The sequence below is a fragment of the Sporofaciens sp. St.21A7 genome (genome assembly GCF_059728535.1).
Window position 1 is genome coordinate 888,807 of sequence record NZ_BAAGFN010000001.1, and the last position, 19,791, is coordinate 908,597.

The window sequence follows — 19,791 nt, forward strand, 5'->3', positions numbered from 1 at the left end:
CTCCACAGGGAATCTCCCTGTATGAACATCGTAACGGAGAATCCATCGCCGCGCAAGGATGCGGCAAGGCCGGGAGGATGGTGTGACTATGTAGCCGTGTGTGCGGAGCAGCCGGCAGGTGTGGAACCCTCCGACATGGCGCGCCGGACAGCCAGCTGCTCCAAAGTCTTTCCCAGCTCCTTTTCGCCCGAAAAAAAGCTGGTCACACGGTAAATGGTTTTCCCGATTTTCACCTCTTTGTAGGAGGTCGTAGGGGTAATCTGCTGATCCATATTGACGCACCTCCAGTCAAAAAACTGTTTCTTCATAAGATATGAGGAAACAGTTTCTCTCAATTCATATAAAAGATAAGCAGCCGCACCGATAAAGTTGAGGGTATATGCAAACCTGACAATCGGTACGGCTGCTGTATGATAGTTTGATTTATTGCTCGCCATATTTGCCACGCACCCCTGACGATGGGGACATCCCGGTCTCCGCTGGCGCGGCTGTCATAACTCCGCAGCGTCGTTTTACTCGTGCGCCGCAGGGTTCCCCCCAAGTCTTTAGGAGGCCGTGAGGAAGTATCTTTAAGCCCCCATGCAGTCACCGCGCCCGAAATGCCGCTTTCGGGGTTCAGGCTGGCGTTGATCGCTCGGAACAGTCCTGTTCATCACCTCCTGGGGCTGTCCATCTTCGCGGCGCGCCTGATTCGCTCGTACATGGGTTATGTACCGGAAATGCCGTCTATTTAGTTGTCAAGCTGCATGAGGAAGATAGACCCCCTCACTTACTTCCCCGTTGGGAAGGCAGTTTAACAACCGATTTTAGAAAAATTCTTCAAAAATTTTTCTCAGCTTCAACAGTAGTGCCTGTTTTCTTTTATTGACCGACTGCTGCGAAATGTGCAGCATATTCCCGACTTCCTGTTCCGTCTTTTCCTGATAGAAAAGCTGTAAAATCAACTCTTGCTCATCCTTGCTTAATTTGGAAAGACAGAAGCGTACTTGCTCTGCTTCCAGATGTTCCGCTGCAAGCTGTTCTACGCTTTTTCCGGGTGCAGCAAACTGCTGGTCCTTTTCCAATAGACGCTCATAGGAATCCTCTCTGCTGGGGAGGAAAGTCGCTGTGTCTTTCTGGAACTTCTCCGTTTTCAAATCGTAGGAAAAGTATTCTTCTTTTCGCTCGTAGTGCTGATACACACGGTAAACCTGTTCGCTTACCGGCACAGCCTGTCCATCTATGTAAAGATAATAATTCGCCCTTTCTTCCTGATTTTTACTCATAGCCGTTACCTCCCAAAAGTTTGAAAAGTGAGTAGGTTTTCAAACTCTTGAGGGCGGCGAACGGCAACGGTAAGGTTTAGGATGCCTTTCTAAAAAAGAGAAAACAAAAGCGCCAGTTTCCCATAAAAGGAAATTGGCGCAGAAAAATACACGATAATACCGATATTCCCACCATGATAGTGCCGGTGGAGGTGCATAATGTATCCGGGCAAAACTCAGGCTTTTTTTGACAAGATGGCTCTTGTTGTTTTATGTCGAAAGGCTTTGTAGCACATGGCGGCATCCTCCTGTTGCCGTCGTGCCAATTTGCAAGGTGTTGGCTCGTCGTGAACCTTTGGACAAAAAGAAGCGGCGGCCTTGATTATTCAAAGCCGCCGCTGGTTGTATGGGTGTGTCAAAAGGGCTGCTGCACGACGGCTTTTTTCTTTTTGCCGTCGCCCGGCAGCAGTTAGTTTTCAATTTTTTTCTTGTGGGAAAAGACAATCAATCCAACCAGAAACATCACGATAAGGCAAAGTACAATGCTGATACATCCGCCGATGGTAGCCGGTACAGGGGCTTCATAGTAAGTAGATTTATCCGAGAAAAACATGGACACACGGTATGCGAAGCTGCCCGGAATGACAAAGCCTCTTTCTGAACCGATGAACAGGCAGGATGCAAAACCATATATAACCCCTACTACGCTTGTCACAATAATATTGCGGCTTAGATTGATAACGATTGCTCCCAGACAAGTAGTTATCAAAACAATAACACAGGCTTCCATTCCAAACCCGATTGCCAGATTTACAAACAGGGAAATATCTCCTGTCATTTTGCCTGCTCCATTGAGTATCGCTACAAGCAGGCCGAATGAGATAAACAGAACCGCCGCAAATCCAATGCCGATAACGATGCTGACTACGACTTTTGATAGGAATAGCTTCTTTTTTGAAAAGCCGTAGGTAATCCAGTTGATGTAAGTTTTGTTCTTGTATTCCTGATAAAACAGCGAACCAATCAAAATGAAGATCACCATTGGGAAGAACATGGAAAACTGGTTATTCATAAAGAAGAACAGGTCAGCAAGTGATTTTGTGCTGTTGTTGAAAACTGCTCCTGCGCCGCCGGTGATGATGGGAAGAAGCGACAATAACAGGAGAAACACCATAAACCATTCCCGCTTCAACTTGGAAAACTCATTTTTAATCAACATTCCCATTATGCTTCCTCCCTCTGGCCGGAAGTCATAATATCCTCATACAGCGCTTCCAGTTCTTTTTCGTTAAAGTCGTTTTCTATAATCTTAATGATTTTTCCGCCGCGAATGAAAATAAGAACATCCGTAACGGCAGCTATCTCCGTCAGATTATGGCTTGATACCAAAATACAGTGTTGGGGAGATTTTAAGCGTTCTTTCAGAAGCAGCCGGATTTCCTTTATTCCCATCGGGTCAAGACCATTGGTAGGTTCGTCCAGCAGCAAATATTGAACATTGCCTAAAAAGGCGCGGGCAATTCCCAGCCGTTGGCGCATCCCCAAAGAAAGTTGAGAGAACAGCTTTTTCCGGGCGTCCAGCAGATTGACTTGCTTGAGCGCCGCTTCAATATTGGGCTGTTTCAAACCTAAATACTGTGCGTGGAGCTTCAAATTTTCCTCTACGGTGAGCCGTGGGTAAAAAGCTGGGTATTCAATCAAACTTCCAAAGCATCTGCTGGAAACGGGCTGTCCATCTGAAAGGATTTCTCCTGAAAAAGCGGTCAGGCCCAGCATGGACTTGAACAGCGTTGTTTTACCGGCCCCGTTCGGCCCCAAAATGCCATAGATTTTTCCTTGCTCTAAAGTCAGATTGATGTTGGACAGCAAGGCGACATTTCCAACATTCAGATTTACATTTTTGATTTGCAGCATAAAATACCTCCGTTATTGAAAAAAGATGAAAAGCAAAAAGGCCACAGCATAAATCAAAAATGAAATCCCGATAGGTTTTGATCTCTGTTTTAACCCCTTTAGACCATCGCTCAATATGCCATTCAGGGCAATGAGCAGACACACCGCCAAAGCGATGATAGAAACCACTAAAGCTACTTTAACCATTGTTTATACCTCCTATGGCTCATACTGTACCAAAGAGGTTTAGGAATTGTTTATGAAAAGTCTAAGGAAAGTCTAAGGATAAAAAAAGAGCTGCCGAAGCAGCCCTTTATGGATCAATAATAGGAAATACGATTTGCATTGTAAAGATACCATTTTGCAGAGAGGCCGAGATTTTTCCATCCATACGGGTCACAAGTCTTTGGGCGATTGCCAGTCCCAGTCCTGTTGTCTTTTTTGTCCTTGACTGGTCGGTGGTGTAAAAACGGTCAAACAGATGGGGAATATCTTCCTGCTGAATACTGCTCGACGCATTTTTAACGGTTATGACCGTTTGAGCTTTCTCTATTACTGCGGTGATCTGATAATTTCCTTCTCCGTGAACAAGCGCATTATAAACCACATTTGAAAATATCCGGGTCAATGCATCTGGATCGCCCCAAATGATAGCCGGTGTACTTGGGATAGCGATACGGGGAATACATTTTTTTTGTTCAAAATCGCCGTAGTAAGAGGCGACAACATCCCGAAGTACGCTGTGAATATCCGTGTTTCTGCAATTTAGTTTTAGTTCATCGGCTTCAATCCTTGCAAATTCAAAGAGTTGGTCGAGAAGCAGCTTCACAGCGGAAATTCGCTCTCCCGCTATCGATACATATTCTTTTTGCTCCCCGGTTAAATCCTGTTCCTGTAAGAGCTGAATATAGCCGTTTGCTGTCGCCAGCGGGGTTCGCAAGTCGTGAGATAAACTTGTAATGGTATCCCGAAAGAGAGTATCGCTCCTTTCGATTTCTTGCCCCATGCTGCGATACTTTTTCAGAAGATGATTGATACTTGCAGCCAAAGCCTGTATCGGGCCATCCGTTTGTTCTACCATGATTTCTGTTTGTGTATCTCGATCAATCAGAAAATCAATTTGCTTTTTGAGTTCACGGATCAGTTTTCGTTGATAAATCAGTTTGAGCAGCAGGAACAAAGAGAGTGTTGCCAATAACACACATAACGCAAGCACGCCGCTATCACCGCCTTTCCAGACTGCGTAAATCCAACTTTTGAAACAGGGAAAAAGACACGACTGTTGGCAAAAAAAGATATACGGCTAATGTAATCAAGATAGGCATGAAATCTTCCGCAATGGTATTTATCCGCAAACTGTGGGATAGCCCTACAATCCAATATTTGTAGAGCGAATAATCCATGTCCAATGCTGCACTTATCTTTGTGAGATATAGATACAAAACTCCCAGCACAAAGAAAGCGACAATGGTAACGATAATTCGATGCCTCAGCAAGTAACTTATCAGATTGAGAACAGCGGTATAACCAAAAAAACAAAGGCATTGGATCAGGACAAAGGTTCCCATTGCAGGTAGTGAATATTCTATGTCGTGCCGGGCTGTTCCCATCATCAGAATGGACAAATATGCAACTCCAAAGCATACAAGCAGAAAAAAGAAAACACTGATCCATGCTGCCAATAGCTTACCGAAGAATACCTGCGCCCTGTTTGCCCCTTTAGAAAGTACCATGCTGTATGAGCCGGTATGAAAATCTTCTGTAAAGTACAGACAAAAAAACAGCGTAAGTGGAAAGACCAGACTATAATCAGAAAACAGAAACTCCGTAAACGGAACCAGCGATATGGCAGAAAGCATACCATTTACCGAGTTATGATAAAACGTCAAGGCAAGCGCAAAGACAAAAAACGCAGCCAGCACAAGGCATCCAAAAAACAGGCGACTTTTGCGGATACGAAACAATTCACTTTGCATAGTCTGGATCATTCTTTGCACCTCCTGTCATTTTCAAAAGATAGTCGGTCGGCTCCATACCGGCCAGCCAGATTTCTGATACCTCTATCCCGGAACAAACCAGCAGGGCATTGATTTCCCCGGATTGTTCATTATAATTAAAAACTCTTATCGTATCATGGCTCAACACTTCAAAATCGGGAAACTGCTGGCTTAAAATGGTGATAGCTCGTTCTAATTGGGGCGTTCTTATCTTTATGCACCGCTGGCAGCATTCGTTTAATTCCCCAGCCGTAAGCTCACAAATCAGCTTTCCGTCTGCCATCACACCATATTTTGATGCGAGCCGGGAAAGCTGTGAATAATCTTGTCCAGAGATCAGAAGTGTAGTATGGTTCATTTCATGCAGATAGGCCAGAACAGAGATCAGATGTTCACATTCTCCTTTATCCATACCGGAAAAAGGGTCGTCCCAAATTATAAAGTCTGGATTTCCCAAAAGAGCAACCGCCAAATTCACTAATCGTTGGGTCGATAATGGCAACCGCCGCACCGCCGTTTTCTCTTTCAGGTTCAAATGCAATATATCCTGAATATGGCTTTCTGTGGTTCCGAAAGCGGAAGAAAAATAACGAAGCATATTAGCTGGTGATAGAGAGCTGATTGTTACAGGCTTTTGGGGTACAAACCCAATCCGGCGGCGCTCCTGCTGATCGTCTATATTGCCAAATAATTTGAATGTGCCGGATTGAGGTCTAATTGCTCCTATAATGGCCTGCAACAGTACAGATTTTCCAGCATGATGGCCGCCATATAGCGCATAGATTTCTCCGCGCTTTACCTGAAATGTGATATTTTTAATCCCGTTTCCGTCCGGGAAAACATAAGTCAACCCGGCTGTTTCCAAAGCAGCCTCCAAACAATCATCCCCTTTCTATATAGTCTTATTGTAGCAGATTGTCATTCAAACTTTATAAGATTTCTCTAAGGATTAACCTTGCATTTTGAATCCGAGGCCCCAAACCGTCTGAATATACTTTTCCTCTGGATTGACATTGGCAAATTTCTTGCGAAGATTTCCAATATGGACATTGATCGCATTGTCATCCCCAATAAAGTTTTCATTCCATACACTTTCAAAAATATTGTTTTTCGTAAATACCTTTGAGGGTGCGGACATCAAAAGCTGTAAAATCAGGTATTCGTACCTTGTCAAAGCAATAGTGGTATTACCGATCTTAGCTTCCATAGCTTCTGTATCAAGGGACAAATCCTTAAAATGAAGCATTTTGCCATTATTGGAGCCGGTGGATTTTTGAAAGCGTCGCAATACCGCTTCAATCCGCACCAGCAGCTCTTGATTGTCAAATGGCTTTGTGATGTAATCATCTGCGCCGTTTCGTATGAGGTTCACTTTGCTGTCTATATCTGTTTTAGCGGAAACACCGATAATCGGAATGTCCATCATAGCATTTATCTTGTCCAATACGATCTCGCCCGGTATGCCGGGAAGCATCAGATCAAGTAAAATCAAGTCAAAGCTGCTTTTTTCGATCAATAAAAGCGCCTCACTTCCAGAATAGGCAGAAGTTACACAATATCCATGTTGGGTTAAAAGCCGCTTAGTCATATCATTTAGCAGTACGTCATCTTCGATAATTAAAATACTAAAACTGTTTTCCATCTTTTGTTCTCCTGTCATGCGGTTTTTCTGCATCTTTTGGAATCAGCCAGACACCGGCCATTTTCACAGCACCGGGAATACGACCACCGGCGCAATAATAGTTTATCTGCCGAACGGAAACTTCCCATTTATCACTTGCTTCTTTTAAGGTCATATAGTCCATCTCTGCACCTCCTGCAATCTATTCTATTCTATTATATTTCTATTGCTCGAAGAATACAAGCCTGCAACTATGTTGCTAAAAAGAAAATCGGCATAATAATACCTATTTACCGGTAATATAAGGTTATTCCTTAAATCATGCCGGAACGATACAATATTATTGAGGTGAACGATAATGCCGATTGATGATTTAACCATATTGGGGAATATGCTTCGAGCCGCACGAAAAGAAAAAAATTTCACGCAGCAGCAACTGGCAGATGAATCGCATATTTCCATCAAAGAGATTGCCGATATTGAGAAAGGCAGAAGAAATCCATCCTACCTGATTATGAAAACATTAGCGAAAGTTCTGCACTTTTCTCTCGACTCTCTTATCAGGCCGGAGCTGACACCAGATGAAGCTGGGCAAAATGAGATGAAGCTGCTATATCTAAACTGTCCGCCAGAGATGCGGGAAACCTTGTTGAGCCATACTCGTGGATTTGCGGAGGAACTAAAGGAAATTTCTAAGAAACTTGAAAAAGAATAGGCCAGTGAGTGAAACTTGAAAGTTTCTCTCTCTGGCTGTTTTTGTATCACCAAGAAAGTGGCAAGCAATGCCCCAGGATAGCCATCCGGCTCCTGGCGCTGCTTGTTGGGGATTCCCCAAGCCCCTTTGAACACAGAATTTCATTCTGTGGCTGCGCGTTCCTGCGGAACGCTTTTTACCGGCCTGCGGCGGTGAGAAAATGCGAAAAAACAGGCGCGTCAGCGATCCTGCCCCTGTTCCTTTTCCCGGTCATTCTGGCGTTCCTCCCCATCTCCCATCAGCCGGTCCACGTTGGCTTTTGCGGCCAGCAGTTCCCGCATTTCCTCGCGGGAACGCCGGTACTCGGCATAGTCTTTTTTCTTTCCTTCCAACAATGTTGCGTACTCGGCCTGCAAGCTCTTGACGGTGGGCAGCTTCTTGATACCCAAATCGTCAAATGCCTGTTTTGCCGCCTTGTGGAGCAGAATATCCGCTTCATGTTCCGCTAAAAATTTCTTGGAATATCCCGCCTTGCGGTAGGCCGCATAGACCTCGCGGGTCTTGGCGTAATTGATGATGTGGGTCCGCAGTGTGGCAATCTCCGCCATGCGGGTTTCCGCCGCCTTGATCTGCGCCGACAGCTCATTGTGGCGGGTGGTAGCAGCAGCCGCTTTTTCTTCCAAGACTGCATATTCCAGCAGGCCATGCTCGGTGAGGTAGTTCATCGTCTGCGCCATCTGTTTCAGATTGAATACCTTTGCCCAGCGCGCATAGCCAGCGCCTTTTCCGGCCTGCAATTTTGCCTGAATATCCACCAGAAGATTGACCTTGGGAGTGGGAGTTGAAACCGCGTCTTTTCTGCGGGGCGTATGCTGCTTTTCTCCGGCAAGGACCGCCCGTATTTCATCTTCGCTGTACCCTTGTCCCAGCTTTTCATCCATGCGGGCAACATTCTTCCAGCCGGGGGCTTTGAGCCGGATTGCCTGTCCCCGGCGCGACACCTCACAGCCCATTTCCGCAAGCAGCTTTAACAGAGCGTCAAAGTCAGCCGGTTTCTGTTCCAGCGCCTGGTCGATCATCATGCGGAGCTGTTCCCGGTGGGAGGGCTTTGCCTGATCCCCCAGCCACTTGTTATAGCTTTTTCCATGCGGTTTTGGGTCCTCTACAATGGAATAGCCGTTCTCAACACAGATGGTATCGTTGAGCCGCCGGACCGCGCGGGTACTGCCCCAAAAGTTTCGGAATTTCCGGTCACAGTTCAGATTGACCGCGTTCCAGATGATGTGGTTATGGATATGGGACTTGTCGATATGGGTACAGACCACAAAGGCGTGACTGCCCTTGGTGAACCGCTTTGCAAACTCCACGCCCAGCCGGTTGGCTTCTTCCGGGGTAATCTCGCCGGGGACAAAGGACTGCCGGACATGGTAGGCCAGCACATCGTCCTCGCCGCGTACCCGTCCGGTGGTAGAAATGTACTCCCGTTTTGCCAACAGAAACTCGGCGTCGGCTACCCGGCTGTCACACGCAAAGCCGGTGACAAGCCTGCCGTTATCTGTCTTTTGCGGGTTAGATACATAGTCGATGATGTCACTGACAGCCTGACTTTCGGTGCGGCCCTTACCGGTGTGCAGCGGCATGATGCGTGTGGTTGCCATGATGGAATCCTCCCTTCATAACAAATAGCCTCTCGGATTCTCCAGCCCTTATTTTCTGCGGCTTTCAAATCCCGTTTTTTAAAAATTCCCCCACTTTTTTGCAAAAAACACTTGACAAACCAGTCAAAAAATGCGGCGCTTCGCGCCTCTTAATGAAAAAAGCACTTTTCACTCCGGCGTAGCCAGCAAGCATTTTTTGATTGGAGGCAATTTTTATGTTACCTGTTAATTATGGCGGCCATGCCGCCTATCAGGACACTTTCGTGTCCCAGTTCCTTGAATTATTCCCCAATCCATTTGCTCTCCCTAAGCAAACCTGGGATATCATTGTGAAATTCTGGTATCTTGATCTCTCTGAAACGGATACCATCTTGCAGGAGTTTTATTCTCTGCGCGGCAAGCCCGCCACTCGTTTCCCTTCCTGCCTGCTCCGTTCCTATCTTCTCTCCATCGTACTCAAAGTAGATTCCATTACTGAATGGTGCAGACTGCTTAAAATAACTCCTTTGTACGCCATCCTCAGTGGGTTCCCCGCAGACGACACTCCCGGTGTCGGCACTTTTTACGATTTCTTTAACCGCATTTGGCAGTCTGACAAAGACAACTACATCCGTCAGATCAAACATAAAAAAGCAAAACCGCAAAAGGGTAAAAAACATGGTGATAAGACTCCCTGCGACACGGACAGTGCTGCCGCAAAACTCCTTCCTCTTTTGCAGCGTATCAACCTTCCAAACAATCATCCGTTCTACCTTATCTTCCGGCTGTATAAAGCCCAGTTCCTTGATGAATCCATCCGCAGGGGACTGATAAATCCTTGCCACCTTTCACTTGCCGGTGACGGCACCCCTCTTGAAACCGCAAGGCTGGAACGCTCCAAAAGGATTTGCGGCTGCCCAAAAGGCTCTGACTGTGGCTGCAAACGGAAGTTTTCTCAGCCTGACTGCAACTGGGGATGGGATTCCTCCAGAAACAAATATTTTTTCGGTTACCATCTCTACATGTTTGTTGCTGCTGATTCTGAAAACGACCTTCCCGTTTTCCCCATGCTCGAGCGCGCTTCCAGACATGATATGCTCTCTTTCCTGCATACGTTTTTCTCCATGAAATCCTACCTTCCTCAGTTTCATATTGAAAAGCTCCTGCTGGACGCTGCCCATGATGCTTATCCGCTTTATGAATACTGCAAAACAAACCGCATAACACCATTCATTGACCTCAATCCCGGTCATACGGGACACTTCAAATACAAAGATGACTTTACAATAGATGAAGATGGTGTTCCTGTCTGTAAAATGGGCTTACGTATGCACCACGATGGTGTGGAAAAAGCAATGCACCGCGAAAAATACCGCTGTCCTCTTGCGAACCGGAAGAAAGGCTGTTTCTGTGAACACCCCTGCTCCGATTCCAAATATGGAAGAACCGTACATATTCAGCAGAAGGACAATCCAAGGATTTTTAACATACCGCCAAGAGACAGTAAGGAATGGAGACTGGAGTACAACAGACGGACATCTGTGGAGAGGTCAAATAAACGGGAAAAGATAGATTATAAATTAGAAGACGGCAGGCACCGCTCTTCTAAGATGTGGTACTGCCGCCTCTATGCAATCATGATGCTGCAACATCTTGATGCATGGAAAATGCCGACTCGTGTTGACACCATTTTTACATTCACACGAATGGCAACCGCAGTTTAATCATACCACAATTTCAAAAAAATCTCATCAATTTCCAAGGGAAAAGTGCGCCCTTTTTTGCACATTTATCTAATATCTTTCCAAAATTTCACAATATTCAGTTGTCAGAATTTACTCTCCGGCTATTTGGTGAGAATCCGAGAGGCTATACAAAACGGCCTGCATACGCAGACCGCTTGTTTCTTTTTATTCAACATTTTTATATCGGATTATCCTGTTTCATGCCAAAAGTAAATCACCCAAAGCTATCTGGCGTTTCCTTTTTCCCACTTCTCCAAACGGGATTGACACAGTGCGGTAATTTCGTTTTTATCTTCCTCCGTCACATTCCTGCGTCCCTTTGTCCGCTGGATTTCCAGATAGCTTTCATAATCGGAAAGCAGAAGGTCAAAAAGCTCCTTTGGGGTACGGCAGACCATGCCGCTGCAATAGCCGGGTAATTCCCCTGTCCCATGAAACTCCACCCGGATATACCCATACCGGCTTTTGCAGACTTCCATTTCTGTATCCAATGCCAGATAGTCCCCAAAAATGTCTATCACCTGTTCAAATGACATCATAGCAGTCCACTCCTTTCGTAAAACCCTGTTCTGCCGCTATTATCCATGATTCCGGCACATCCGGCAAGTTTACCGTCAAAAAGAAAAAGCGGAGGAAGGCGCGGCGAAGAACGCCGTTCCTCCCTCCGCAGATGGGGTAAACTCTCCGGTCAGGAGAGCTTAGAAAGCTGGGCCAGTATCTTCTGCACACCGTCCCAAAGCTGTTCCTGCCGCTGGGATATATCCTCCAGGTCAGCGTCATAAACCCGCCCGGTTTCATGCACTTTACGGGTCAGCTGGTTTAAGTTGTTGCTGGAATAGCGCATCAGGGACACCAGCTCCTTCAGTTCCGGCAAATCCAGCTTTACCACATACCCGTCCAGCGCCATTTTCCGCAGGTAGGCTTCCCGGTTGACGGTTCCAAGCTGGGACATTTTCTGCTCAATCAGGGCCAGCTCCTCCGGGGAAACCCGGAAATTCACCTGTACCTCCCGTTTCCGCTTTGCCGCGCTCATCGTTCCGGTTCCCGTTTTTTAGGGGCGGCGGGTCTGCGTTCCGGCGGCTCCTGTTTGAGTTTTTCCAGGACGGAGCCTTTCTCCGGGGCTTGAAGGACTTTCCGCGCCTGCTTCAAAAACAGGTCGGTCAGACCGGGGTTGACCTTATCCACCACCAGGGCATAGCTGTGGCGGGGATCGCCGCCATCCTCCGGCATGGGGATTGTTTTCGCCCAGGCTTTGTTATCGCGGGAGATGCGCCCGTCATGCTCCTTTTTCAGCACCGTATTGGCAAGGATGTACTGCATACGCTCCGGCCCGAACTGTTCCAGCACCTCTTTGACAGCGGCCTCGGTATTCAGACGGTTATCCCCATAGTGGGCGTTAATGGCCTGCTCAATGGCTTCTTTGCAGGCAAGACTGACTTGCAGGGAGGCGCGGTACTGTGCCATCTCCCCATGCTCGGACGCATAGGCGGCAGAGTGGGGATAGACCGGGGCGGCTCTCTGTTCTTCTTTGGCCCTGTGCATCTCATTCGCCCGTTCCTCAATGCTTTCCCGTATCACATCCATATAGCCGGTTTCCAGCTTTTCAAAATGGCGGTACACATCAGCCAGCGGCGAGGGGGAATCCAGAAGCGCCTGTGCCTGGTTATCGGAGAGTTCCAGTTCCTCCATCGCCAGCACAATGTCCTCCCGGACGGTGTACTCATAGGCATGGTTTAAGACCTCCTCCGGGGACTGGCTTTTCAGCCAATCCCGGAAGGTATCCTGTTCAGCGGCCATCTTCTCATAAAGGGCCGTATTCTTTTCGTTGCTGTTCATATTATCTTGCCTCCTGTTCCTGTTGTCTGGGTTTCTTTTCCATGCTGCGGGGCGGGATGGGGCGTTTCAGCCCTTCCAGCACCGAGGGCCTTTCGCGTTTGGCAATCGCCGCTTCTGGACGGGACTGCCCCTTGCTGTCCATGTTCAGCTCCATATCCAGCTCCACCAGACGGGCGTTCTTGACCCGCAATTCCTCCTCATAGGGGAAGGCTTTGCCCACTTCCTCCTTCGCGGCGGCCTGCTGCTGGTAAAGGTTATCCAGCTGGACTTTTACGCTTTCCAACCGCTGGGGCATCTGGGAAAGCGCGTTGTCAATCCGGGTCAGGTTGCCGCGCGGGTCCGCGCCCAGGGCGGTACGGTGGGTCATGCGGCCTTTCAGTTGGAGCATATATTCCTTCTGAAAAGCGTCAAAGGTTACAAACATAGCAAATCCCCGGTAGCTGCCGACCTGCACCGGCTCGGAGCCTTTAACCTCCTTGCAGGCGTCCAGAAGGGCGGCTCCGGCGTTCTCTTTGTCGGTGAGCGTATCGCCCCGGACTTCCATGCCGGTAAATCCGTCTGTTGGGTGTGGGTGCGCCGCCAGGGTTTCCATATCTGTTTCCAGGCCCTGGATAAAGCCTTTGTGTTTCTCGATCTCCTCCGGGAAGTGCTTTAACAGCTGATCTTCCAGCCGGTACTGCTTGCTCTGGTGGTCGGCCTTCATCAGCTTTAAGCGGGATACCTCCACATCCAAATCCATACGCTCCTTGATGCGGGGGTCCCCGGCACACAGGGCCTTGATCTCCGCAAAGGACAGGGCGGTTTCGTCCACATCGTCACAGCTGCGGACCGGGGATTTTGAAGTCATAATCTGCGAAATGAATTTCTGCTTGTTCTCCACCGTCTGCCAGAGGTATGCGTCGAAGGTCCCTTCGGTCACATAGCGGTAAACATGGACCAGCGGGTTCTGGTTGCCCTGGCGCTCGATCCGCCCTTTTCGCTGGGCCAGATCAGTCGGTCATTTTTTGCGGACAGTTCAATACATACCTGCCTTTTTCTCTCCCTGCTCCTGCGTTTTCCCTCAATCCCACGCTCCCTCTGTATCTTCTTGGCACAGGCAGGGCAATACTTCGATATGGCAGAGCCGGGGACGTATTCAATGCCACACACCGTACAGTGTTTAGCTGGTAATGCCGTCCACCGCTTTGTAGGTGTGATATGTAATTCACCGACAAAGCCGATGAATTTATAGTAAATCTTGATTTCCTGCTTCACTGTTCCGTCCGCTGACTTCTCACGCTCCGAAACAAGTATCTTGTCTATCAGCGCATTTACAACCGTTGCGTCCAGTTCCTTTAAGCCTTGATAGTTGCGGATAAGGGAGAGGAAGTCACGGATTCCCTGCGATTTCTCATAGCTTTCATTAAGGGTTTCCGTCACTTCCCTCAACCGTGCTTCGCTTTCAAGCTGTTCTTTCTGGTATTTCCCCGACATCATCTCAAAATTCCGCTCGGTGATACGCTCCATGACCTTATCCTCGTAAAGAGAAGAAAACAGCCTGTCAAGCTCCGCAAGGCGTTTGTTCAGCTTCTTCCGCTCTTTCTCCATTGCCTTTGCCTTGCTCTGGTCTGTTTCCGTGAGCCGCTTCTCAATCGCCCTTACCGCCCGCTCGTCATTCACCGCCATATCCGCAAAACGGTTAATATCTGCAAGCACGGCGTTGAATAAATCCCTTGCTTCAATAGCGTGTGCGGTACACATGACGTTGCCATACTGTCGAGCGACACTTTCTGGTAGACTTAAACGGCACTTTATAATCGCCAACTTTTCCAGAAAAAAAGCACAACCGCATCTCAACGACACGGTCATGCCTCTTTCCCTGCATTCTCTCAGCTCAATGCCTGGTTATTGATCGCCGCTAACATTACCTCGGCATCAATCACTTTTTTCTCCATCTGGCTTCCCAAAGTCATCGCGTCTGTCATCACATTGTCAATCAGCCGGGCATTCCCCTGGCTGTAGCTGTGGACAGAACTGATCGCTGCAGTATCAATGATCTCCGGGCTCCCGCCCGCATTCCGGATCTTCTGCCGGATATAGTCCGGCACTTCCTGGTCTGTCAGGCCATGGAAGTTGTAATGCACCACAACCCTCTGCCGCAATGCCTCATTGACCTGTTTTTCCAGGATGTGGTTCAGATAAGGTTCCCCACATAAGATCAGCGAAAAACAATTCACCGAATCATATTTCTGGTTCATTAGCATTTTCAGGTCTCGCAGGATGCTGCTGTTCAGGTACTGTGCCTCATCCAGGATACAGATGAACGGCTGCCTTTTCTCTTTATACAGATAATACAGCCGCTCCTGGATCGACTTGAACATCTGGCTCTTCCCAAATCCGGATTCCAGCCCCAGCGCTTCACACAGCTGGCGGTAGAATTCCTGCACGCTTACTGTGGACAGGCACAGATAAGCACATTGATACAGATTCGGGTTCAGTTTCTTTGAAAAACACCGCAGTGCAAATGTCTTCCCCATCCCCGGGCTTGCCGTAAACACCCCGATCCCGCGGATCTCTTTCAGGTATTCCAGCCGCGCTGTCATCTCACGGAAATCTTCGGATTCAAAAGCATCTTTTTCCTTTACCATCTGCTTATCAAACGGATTAAAACCCAGACCATAATAATCAGTGTACATCTTCCCCACCTCCAAGCGCTGTGCTGTAATCTATGGATACATGGTTCTCCCGCTTTGTTTTCCCGTTCCCTACCCGATCTGTCAGGCGCATCGGATATCTCTTCCCCTCCGAGAACACCCATACTTTTTCCGGGTCCTCCGGGAGATAGCGGACCTCTACCTTCTGGCCGATGAACTGCATCGGCGCGTCATAGCACCGGGAGTCCAGCTCCACCGTGGCGTCCCGGGATACCCTGCGAGTCGTACGGTTCAGGAAGCATTCCTCCAGCCATTCTGCGGACTGTGGTTTCCTTACCGGGCGTGGGCTGTGGAGATAACGGTACAGCGGCGTTTCCCCTGTCGTGGAATGTTCTGTCGTATTGTGCTTCCGGATATATGCTGCCAGGAGGTCATTGAACTCGTCCAGCGAGCGGATCTGGCTGATGTCGAGCCCGTAAAGCCATCTTTCCTTGAGTGTCCTGAAATTCCGCTCCACCTTCCCCTTGCTGGCCCCATCCCGGACAGGGGTATGCAGAAGCACTGTCCCAATGGATGCGCACACCATATCCAGCTGCCGGTTTTTGTAGGGCGCACCGGAATCCACATACAGTTTGTTCGGGATCCCATAAGCCGCAACTGCGTCCTTAAGGACCTTCTGGAAGTTGTATGCATTCTCCTGGTAAAAGATACGCCCGCCCACGATCATCCGGGAGTAGTCATCCAGGATCATAATCAGGTACGTCCTGTGCTTTTTCCCGTTTTCTTCCAGATACGGGAGGTAACACGTATCTGCCTGGTACATGCCGCCGAAATACGCCTCCTCGAACGCTTTCCGGTCACGCCCGGCCAATGCCGCGTCTGCGCTTTTCAGCCCATTGCGTTTCACAAATCTCTGGACGCTTGCCACAGAAACCGTTGCCGGGATCAAGCCCTCCTGTACCAGCCTGGCGTGGATCTGTGTTGCGTTCAACCTCGGATATTTCTGTTTGATCCGGTAGATCTCATCAATTGCCTCTTCTGTGAGCACCCTGGTCTTTCCAAGGTCGGACCGCGTTTTCGGCGTCAGGGCATCAATCCCGCCGTTCCGGTAAAGGCTGACCCATTTTCCGATTGTTTTGGGCTTATATTTCACAGTCCGCCCATCCGGAAGCCGCATTGGCGTCCGGGATACCCTCCGACAGTAAGCCATGACGGATTCATCTGGGTAAGTTTCCTGGATCACCGGCGCGATCATCCCAAAGCGAAGCCGGGCTGCCTCCATCTGTTCCTCTGTCCGTTCTGTTTTCTTTTGTTGTTCCATTTTATATCGCCTCCGGTTACAGTATATCCCCGCCGCCCCCCAAAGTACATGCCGGGATTATGGGAAACATCCGGAATGTTTTGCCTGGAACTTCAGCGGTGATGGAAATCTGACGCATGGTATGCCTGCAGGAATGAATACCGGAACGACTCCCAAAACCGGAAGAGCCGTTCCCCGTCCAGTTTTCCGATAAAATCAGACGCTTTTTTCTGTGCATCATTCAGGAGCCCCAGGATCATCTGTTTATGGGAAAGGAACAGGTCCCGGAAGACGTAAAGTGTGGAATGGCAGATCTGGTAAGCTTCACAAATATCTTCTACCGTATGGGCATGCAGGAAATAAGCATTCAGAACGGACAGGACAAAGCGCAGGCTGTAAGATGAATAGGGGATCAGCATCTCAGGAAGGAGGGCATGGGTATGCCCGCAGGAGGTGCACTTTACCCGTGGAACACACAGGGATTCCGTTACCGGTTTATCCCCTTTTAACGTGACCATGTAACGGGAATAGCTGTCATGGGGTTTCATGCTGCTTTTTGCCCCACAGTATGGGCAGCACTGGTCCGAAAGCATCAGGTCTCCAACCGCCTGGTCAAACCACTCCTGGTCTGATATTTTTATTTTTTTCAGCTTGCAAAACAGATTGAAAATGCGTATCATAATACTTGGATACTTCCTTTGGGATGTATTTGATGAAAGATGGAACCGGTTCTTGCCAGGAAGGGGTTCCTTCTTTTTTATTATAATCCTGTTTGTAAAGAGAAAAAAGCATGCAGTAAAACACAGCACACTCTCATCTCCCTCTTGTTCTATCTATTCTTATAATTTGCTTTTTTCTTTTAATCTCAATCATTCATAAAATGTTGCTCTACAGTCTGGTTGTGACGGACTGCTTCACAGCTTCAAATAAATTCAAATCTATCCCTCCTTAAAAAGAAAAAAGCACCTGACATTCTCTGCTTGAAAATGGCAAGTGCCTGTTAAAGTTCCATATCCTGTTGTCTGTGTTTCGTCTGCGCCGGGGCGGTTCTTTGTGCTTTTTTCTCGTCTGCCTTATCCTGCAAGACTTCCTTGATAGGCTGCTTCTTGGGCGGCTCTTTGCTTTCCTCTGTGCCGGGTGTGGCTTTCCGTACCCAGTAGCGGATGTCCCGCAGCTTCTTCAAATCCTCCTGTACCTCGGTCAGCGGTACTTTCAGCTCTGCGATTTCGCTAAGAAGCGTTTCCTGCTCCTGTTGCAGCTCATTTTTCGTTTTATCCTTATCGTCCGGGTGCTTGGCAAGATAGGCGGCGGCTTTCGCATATCGGGCAACCTCCGGGTGTTCCTGTTTGAATTTCTCCTTTGTTTTCTTGAAAAATATCTTCTGGTACTTCTCATAGACAGGCTTACATTCCTTGCAGTCTGTCCGGCTGGCAAGAATCCCATCAATCACTTTGCTGCGGGCTTCCTTTGGCTTCATCTGACTGCGGTAATCGGCGGCTGATTTCCCGGAAGATTCCAGAAACGCTTCTAAGTCCTCCACAGTGGAAAGCCCCTTTTGCCGGAGATAGGACAGGGCTTCGCTGACTGCCTTTAAGTCCTGTGAAGTCCCCCGGTTCTGTCCAGCCCTTGTCCAGTCCTTCCGTTCTTCCTTTCGTATCTCCATATACTTCATCAGCAGATTGGGAAGAAGTGTTGCCTCCTCCGCCGCCTTTTGTGCAAGCAGCTCTTTCCGTTTTTCTCCCAGCTCGGTAATCCAGCCTTTGAGGTTTTGGATAAGCTGCCGGATAGACTTCATCAGATTGTTGGCGGCTTTGATTTCCCGGTTCAGGCTGCCGATATTCGTCTGAATACCACGCTTTTCCATCTGACGGACAGCAGCCCCCTCATGGACAGTAGGGATAATATCAAGCCCCTGTCTGGCATAGGAACGCAAGTCCACACGCTCCGGGCGGTCATTGGCTTCCAGATAGCGGTTCTGGATGACCTCCCATTCATGCCGCCAGATTTCGCAATACTTCTGGTCGTTCCAGTCCACCGTATCCTCCTTGTGGCTTTTCCACCTGCCAGACGGAAGTTTGATCCGTTCCCCGTTTTCGTCAAGGTCATAAACTTTGCGGCTCTTGGGAAGCCATTTCCCATGTTCGTCCATTGCCCGCATGGTCAGCAGGACATGGGCGTGGGGATTATGTCCCGGCGGATGGGGGTCATGGATAGCAAAATCAGCAATCATGCCTTTGGAAACAAACTGCTTCTGGCAAAACTCCCGGACAAGGACAGCGTACTGGTCGGGCGGTATTTCTCTGGGGTTGGTAAGCTGTAGCCCAGCAAATTAAAGTTCCTATCTCCCGCACAAAAACGTCAAATTATAATCTCAGTTTTTAAACACTGTCTATAAAAGTGTGCTACAGGAGGCGGCACGTTTTCCTCTTGACCATCCCATGTCATTCCGATATAGTTTTTATGGAACAAAAAAAAGAGAAAGAACAGCACCTTCCACAGTTCGTTCTTTCTCTCACATACCAGTGTGCCTGCCATATACGGGATCATGTCCCGCTCATGAGGCTCCAGCACCACCGACATATATTATGATAAGAGAAAATTCCCTGTTTTGCAAGCTGGTTCGTATAAAAAGTTCATCAAAGATCCTGTTCGATTCCTTTATGGCCGGATTCCGTTCGGAACTGCAGACCTGTCCCTGCTGTGGGGTAAAGGGATCCTGCCGCATCCATGCCTACTATGACCGCTCCCTGGTGGACTTTATAGGCGGCACCCAGGTCCGCCACAGCCTCTGCATCATGCGCCTTATCTGTACCTGTGGCCATACCCATGCCATCCTCCCGGACTTCATCATTCCCTACTCCGGCTACGGCCTGTTCTTCCTTCTACGTGTCCTGGCAGAGTATTTCCTGCGCCTTTCCACTGTGGAAAGGCTATGCGAACGCTTCGGCATCACCCTTTCCCAGCTGCGCCGGTGGCTGCAGCTCTTTCGGGTGCAGAAGGAAGTTTGGCTCGGCGTGCTTTCCTCCATGGAGGTTTCCGGCCTTTCCTTCCTGAAGTCCCTGCTCACGCAGCCGGCTTATTCGGATTTCGCCTCCGCCTTTGTCCGCCGTTTTACAAAGTCTTTCCTCCAGTCCCATAAAAACCCGACACTTTACTGCCAGCAGGTGTTCGGCCCCTGACCCTTTTTCCGT

General features: G+C 48.5%; 22 protein-coding genes and 3 pseudogenes. 3 read left to right on the forward strand and 22 right to left on the reverse strand.

What is annotated here, in order from left to right; translation table 11 throughout:
• Nucleotides 1-86: 86 nt before the first annotated feature.
• From AC6I3O_RS04225 to AC6I3O_RS04270, 10 genes are all read right to left on the reverse strand, one after another.
• A complete protein-coding gene (locus AC6I3O_RS04225; RefSeq protein WP_497849868.1) occupies nucleotides 87-437 on the reverse strand; it encodes a hypothetical protein in 351 nt (116 codons plus the stop codon).
• Nucleotides 438-806: 369 nt separating this feature from the next.
• Nucleotides 807-1,265, reverse strand: a complete 459-nt coding sequence (locus tag AC6I3O_RS04230) for a sigma factor-like helix-turn-helix DNA-binding protein (RefSeq protein ID WP_497849869.1) — start codon at nucleotides 1,263-1,265, stop codon at nucleotides 807-809.
• Nucleotides 1,266-1,713: 448 nt separating this feature from the next.
• Nucleotides 1,714-2,469: an ABC transporter permease gene (locus tag AC6I3O_RS04235; protein WP_497849870.1), complete on the reverse strand. Its 756-nt coding sequence runs from the start codon at nucleotides 2,467-2,469 to the stop codon at nucleotides 1,714-1,716.
• The gene (locus tag AC6I3O_RS04240; RefSeq protein WP_497849871.1) at nucleotides 2,469-3,158 is read right to left on the reverse strand and encodes an ATP-binding cassette domain-containing protein; all 690 of its coding nucleotides are present in this window, start codon (nucleotides 3,156-3,158) and stop codon (nucleotides 2,469-2,471) included. Before AC6I3O_RS04240 ends, AC6I3O_RS04235 begins: the two co-directional genes overlap by 1 nt.
• A gap of 12 nt (nucleotides 3,159-3,170) precedes the next feature.
• Nucleotides 3,171-3,344, reverse strand: a complete 174-nt coding sequence (locus tag AC6I3O_RS04245) for a hypothetical protein (protein WP_497849872.1) — start codon at nucleotides 3,342-3,344, stop codon at nucleotides 3,171-3,173.
• 106 nt (nucleotides 3,345-3,450) lie between these two features.
• The gene (locus tag AC6I3O_RS04250) at nucleotides 3,451-4,353 is read right to left on the reverse strand and encodes a sensor histidine kinase (protein WP_497849873.1); all 903 of its coding nucleotides are present in this window, start codon (nucleotides 4,351-4,353) and stop codon (nucleotides 3,451-3,453) included.
• A 7-nt stretch (nucleotides 4,354-4,360) separates the two neighbouring features.
• Nucleotides 4,361-5,125, reverse strand: a complete 765-nt coding sequence (locus AC6I3O_RS04255) for an ABC transporter permease (RefSeq protein ID WP_497849874.1) — start codon at nucleotides 5,123-5,125, stop codon at nucleotides 4,361-4,363.
• Nucleotides 5,103-6,011, reverse strand: a complete 909-nt coding sequence (locus AC6I3O_RS04260) for an ATP-binding cassette domain-containing protein (RefSeq protein WP_497849875.1) — start codon at nucleotides 6,009-6,011, stop codon at nucleotides 5,103-5,105. The genes AC6I3O_RS04255 and AC6I3O_RS04260 overlap by 23 nt, the downstream gene beginning before the upstream one ends.
• Nucleotides 6,012-6,083: 72 nt before the next feature.
• Nucleotides 6,084-6,776, reverse strand: a complete 693-nt coding sequence (locus AC6I3O_RS04265; RefSeq protein WP_497849876.1) for a response regulator transcription factor — start codon at nucleotides 6,774-6,776, stop codon at nucleotides 6,084-6,086.
• Nucleotides 6,760-6,939, reverse strand: coding sequence for a helix-turn-helix domain-containing protein (locus AC6I3O_RS04270; RefSeq protein WP_497849877.1), 180 nt, complete (start codon nucleotides 6,937-6,939; stop codon nucleotides 6,760-6,762). The genes AC6I3O_RS04265 and AC6I3O_RS04270 overlap by 17 nt, the downstream gene beginning before the upstream one ends.
• 174 nt (nucleotides 6,940-7,113) lie before the next feature.
• Between AC6I3O_RS04270 and AC6I3O_RS04275 the strand changes: the two genes are divergently transcribed.
• Nucleotides 7,114-7,470 (forward strand): helix-turn-helix transcriptional regulator, encoded by a 357-nt coding sequence (locus AC6I3O_RS04275; RefSeq protein WP_004074170.1) that lies wholly within the window; start codon nucleotides 7,114-7,116, stop codon nucleotides 7,468-7,470.
• Between the two features lie 218 nt (nucleotides 7,471-7,688).
• On the opposite strand, the gene AC6I3O_RS04280 is transcribed toward AC6I3O_RS04275, so the two are convergent.
• The 3 genes from AC6I3O_RS04280 to AC6I3O_RS04290 all read right to left on the reverse strand — a co-directional run bounded on the left by AC6I3O_RS04280 (nucleotide 7,689) and on the right by AC6I3O_RS04290 (nucleotide 10,339).
• On the reverse strand, nucleotides 7,689-9,107 hold the full coding sequence (locus AC6I3O_RS04280) for a relaxase/mobilization nuclease domain-containing protein (protein ID WP_497849878.1): 1,419 nt from the start codon (nucleotides 9,105-9,107) through the stop codon (nucleotides 7,689-7,691).
• Nucleotides 9,108-9,388: 281 nt separating this feature from the next.
• Entirely contained in the window at nucleotides 9,389-9,931 is a 543-nt protein-coding gene (locus AC6I3O_RS04285) for a hypothetical protein (RefSeq protein WP_497849879.1), read from the reverse strand.
• 3 nt (nucleotides 9,932-9,934) lie between these two features.
• Nucleotides 9,935-10,339, reverse strand: coding sequence for a hypothetical protein (locus AC6I3O_RS04290; RefSeq protein ID WP_497849880.1), 405 nt, complete (start codon nucleotides 10,337-10,339; stop codon nucleotides 9,935-9,937).
• Nucleotides 10,340-10,441: 102 nt separating this feature from the next.
• Here AC6I3O_RS04290 and AC6I3O_RS04295 point away from each other — a divergent pair, with 102 nt between their 5' ends.
• Entirely contained in the window at nucleotides 10,442-10,810 is a 369-nt protein-coding gene (locus AC6I3O_RS04295) for a hypothetical protein (protein WP_497849881.1), read from the forward strand.
• A gap of 245 nt (nucleotides 10,811-11,055) precedes the next feature.
• Here AC6I3O_RS04295 and AC6I3O_RS04300 read toward each other — a convergent pair whose 3' ends face one another.
• From AC6I3O_RS04300 to AC6I3O_RS04340, 9 genes and pseudogenes are all read right to left on the reverse strand, one after another.
• Entirely contained in the window at nucleotides 11,056-11,370 is a 315-nt protein-coding gene (locus AC6I3O_RS04300; RefSeq protein ID WP_016318082.1) for a hypothetical protein, read from the reverse strand.
• A 149-nt stretch (nucleotides 11,371-11,519) separates the two neighbouring features.
• Complete coding sequence (locus AC6I3O_RS04305; protein ID WP_004074163.1) at nucleotides 11,520-11,864, reverse strand: plasmid mobilization protein; 345 nt, start codon at nucleotides 11,862-11,864, stop codon at nucleotides 11,520-11,522.
• Complete coding sequence (locus AC6I3O_RS04310) at nucleotides 11,861-12,667, reverse strand: DUF3848 domain-containing protein (protein ID WP_497849882.1); 807 nt, start codon at nucleotides 12,665-12,667, stop codon at nucleotides 11,861-11,863. The genes AC6I3O_RS04305 and AC6I3O_RS04310 overlap by 4 nt, the downstream gene beginning before the upstream one ends.
• A gap of 1 nt (nucleotide 12,668) precedes the next feature.
• Nucleotides 12,669-13,664 (reverse strand): annotated as a pseudogene (locus tag AC6I3O_RS04315) (SNF2-related protein); the annotation flags it as partial.
• Nucleotides 13,583-14,422, reverse strand: a pseudogene (locus AC6I3O_RS04320) (DUF4368 domain-containing protein); the annotation flags it as partial. The pseudogenes AC6I3O_RS04315 and AC6I3O_RS04320, both read right to left, overlap by 82 nt.
• 113 nt (nucleotides 14,423-14,535) lie before the next feature.
• On the reverse strand, nucleotides 14,536-15,342 hold the full coding sequence (locus tag AC6I3O_RS04325; RefSeq protein WP_290452041.1) for an ExeA family protein: 807 nt from the start codon (nucleotides 15,340-15,342) through the stop codon (nucleotides 14,536-14,538).
• Nucleotides 15,332-16,621: a TnsB C-terminal domain-containing protein gene (locus AC6I3O_RS04330; protein ID WP_300968220.1), complete on the reverse strand. Its 1,290-nt coding sequence runs from the start codon at nucleotides 16,619-16,621 to the stop codon at nucleotides 15,332-15,334. Before AC6I3O_RS04330 ends, AC6I3O_RS04325 begins: the two co-directional genes overlap by 11 nt.
• Before the next feature lie 92 nt (nucleotides 16,622-16,713).
• Nucleotides 16,714-17,280: a DUF6431 domain-containing protein gene (locus AC6I3O_RS04335; RefSeq protein WP_354022698.1), complete on the reverse strand. Its 567-nt coding sequence runs from the start codon at nucleotides 17,278-17,280 to the stop codon at nucleotides 16,714-16,716.
• A 320-nt stretch (nucleotides 17,281-17,600) separates the two neighbouring features.
• Nucleotides 17,601-18,914 (reverse strand): annotated as a pseudogene (locus AC6I3O_RS04340) (MobA/MobL family protein); the annotation flags it as partial.
• A gap of 271 nt (nucleotides 18,915-19,185) precedes the next feature.
• Here AC6I3O_RS04340 and AC6I3O_RS04345 point away from each other — a divergent pair.
• Nucleotides 19,186-19,779 carry a DUF6431 domain-containing protein gene (locus tag AC6I3O_RS04345; RefSeq protein ID WP_304532924.1) on the forward strand — a complete coding sequence of 198 codons (594 nt, stop codon included), beginning with the start codon at nucleotides 19,186-19,188 and terminating at the stop codon, nucleotides 19,777-19,779.
• The last annotated feature ends 12 nt before the right edge of the window (nucleotides 19,780-19,791 follow it).

Excerpts from the sequence above, each read along its gene's own strand:
- AC6I3O_RS04275 (WP_004074170.1), top strand. The coding sequence starts at position 7,114 with ATGCCGATTGATGATTTAACCATATTGGGGAATATGCTTCGAGCCGCA.
- AC6I3O_RS04295 (WP_497849881.1), top strand. The coding sequence starts at position 10,442 with ATGCACCGCGAAAAATACCGCTGTCCTCTTGCGAACCGGAAGAAAGGC.
- AC6I3O_RS04325 (WP_290452041.1), bottom strand. The coding sequence starts at position 15,342 with ATGTACACTGATTATTATGGTCTGGGTTTTAATCCGTTTGATAAGCAG.
- AC6I3O_RS04345 (WP_304532924.1), top strand. The coding sequence starts at position 19,186 with ATGATAAGAGAAAATTCCCTGTTTTGCAAGCTGGTTCGTATAAAAAGT.
- AC6I3O_RS04300 (WP_016318082.1), bottom strand. The coding sequence starts at position 11,370 with ATGATGTCATTTGAACAGGTGATAGACATTTTTGGGGACTATCTGGCA.
- AC6I3O_RS04255 (WP_497849874.1), bottom strand. The coding sequence starts at position 5,125 with ATGATCCAGACTATGCAAAGTGAATTGTTTCGTATCCGCAAAAGTCGC.
- AC6I3O_RS04270 (WP_497849877.1), bottom strand. The coding sequence starts at position 6,939 with ATGGACTATATGACCTTAAAAGAAGCAAGTGATAAATGGGAAGTTTCC.
- AC6I3O_RS04235 (WP_497849870.1), bottom strand. The coding sequence starts at position 2,469 with ATGGGAATGTTGATTAAAAATGAGTTTTCCAAGTTGAAGCGGGAATGG.
- AC6I3O_RS04335 (WP_354022698.1), bottom strand. The coding sequence starts at position 17,280 with ATGATACGCATTTTCAATCTGTTTTGCAAGCTGAAAAAAATAAAAATA.
- AC6I3O_RS04330 (WP_300968220.1), bottom strand. The coding sequence starts at position 16,621 with ATGGAACAACAAAAGAAAACAGAACGGACAGAGGAACAGATGGAGGCA.
- AC6I3O_RS04240 (WP_497849871.1), bottom strand. The coding sequence starts at position 3,158 with ATGCTGCAAATCAAAAATGTAAATCTGAATGTTGGAAATGTCGCCTTG.
- AC6I3O_RS04280 (WP_497849878.1), bottom strand. The coding sequence starts at position 9,107 with ATGGCAACCACACGCATCATGCCGCTGCACACCGGTAAGGGCCGCACC.
- AC6I3O_RS04290 (WP_497849880.1), bottom strand. The coding sequence starts at position 10,339 with ATGACCGGGATTGAGGTCAATGAATGGTGTTATGCGGTTTGTTTTGCA.
- AC6I3O_RS04310 (WP_497849882.1), bottom strand. The coding sequence starts at position 12,667 with ATGAACAGCAACGAAAAGAATACGGCCCTTTATGAGAAGATGGCCGCT.
- AC6I3O_RS04305 (WP_004074163.1), bottom strand. The coding sequence starts at position 11,864 with ATGAGCGCGGCAAAGCGGAAACGGGAGGTACAGGTGAATTTCCGGGTT.
- AC6I3O_RS04225 (WP_497849868.1), bottom strand. The coding sequence starts at position 437 with ATGGCGAGCAATAAATCAAACTATCATACAGCAGCCGTACCGATTGTC.
- AC6I3O_RS04230 (WP_497849869.1), bottom strand. The coding sequence starts at position 1,265 with ATGAGTAAAAATCAGGAAGAAAGGGCGAATTATTATCTTTACATAGAT.
- AC6I3O_RS04245 (WP_497849872.1), bottom strand. The coding sequence starts at position 3,344 with ATGGTTAAAGTAGCTTTAGTGGTTTCTATCATCGCTTTGGCGGTGTGT.
- AC6I3O_RS04265 (WP_497849876.1), bottom strand. The coding sequence starts at position 6,776 with ATGGAAAACAGTTTTAGTATTTTAATTATCGAAGATGACGTACTGCTA.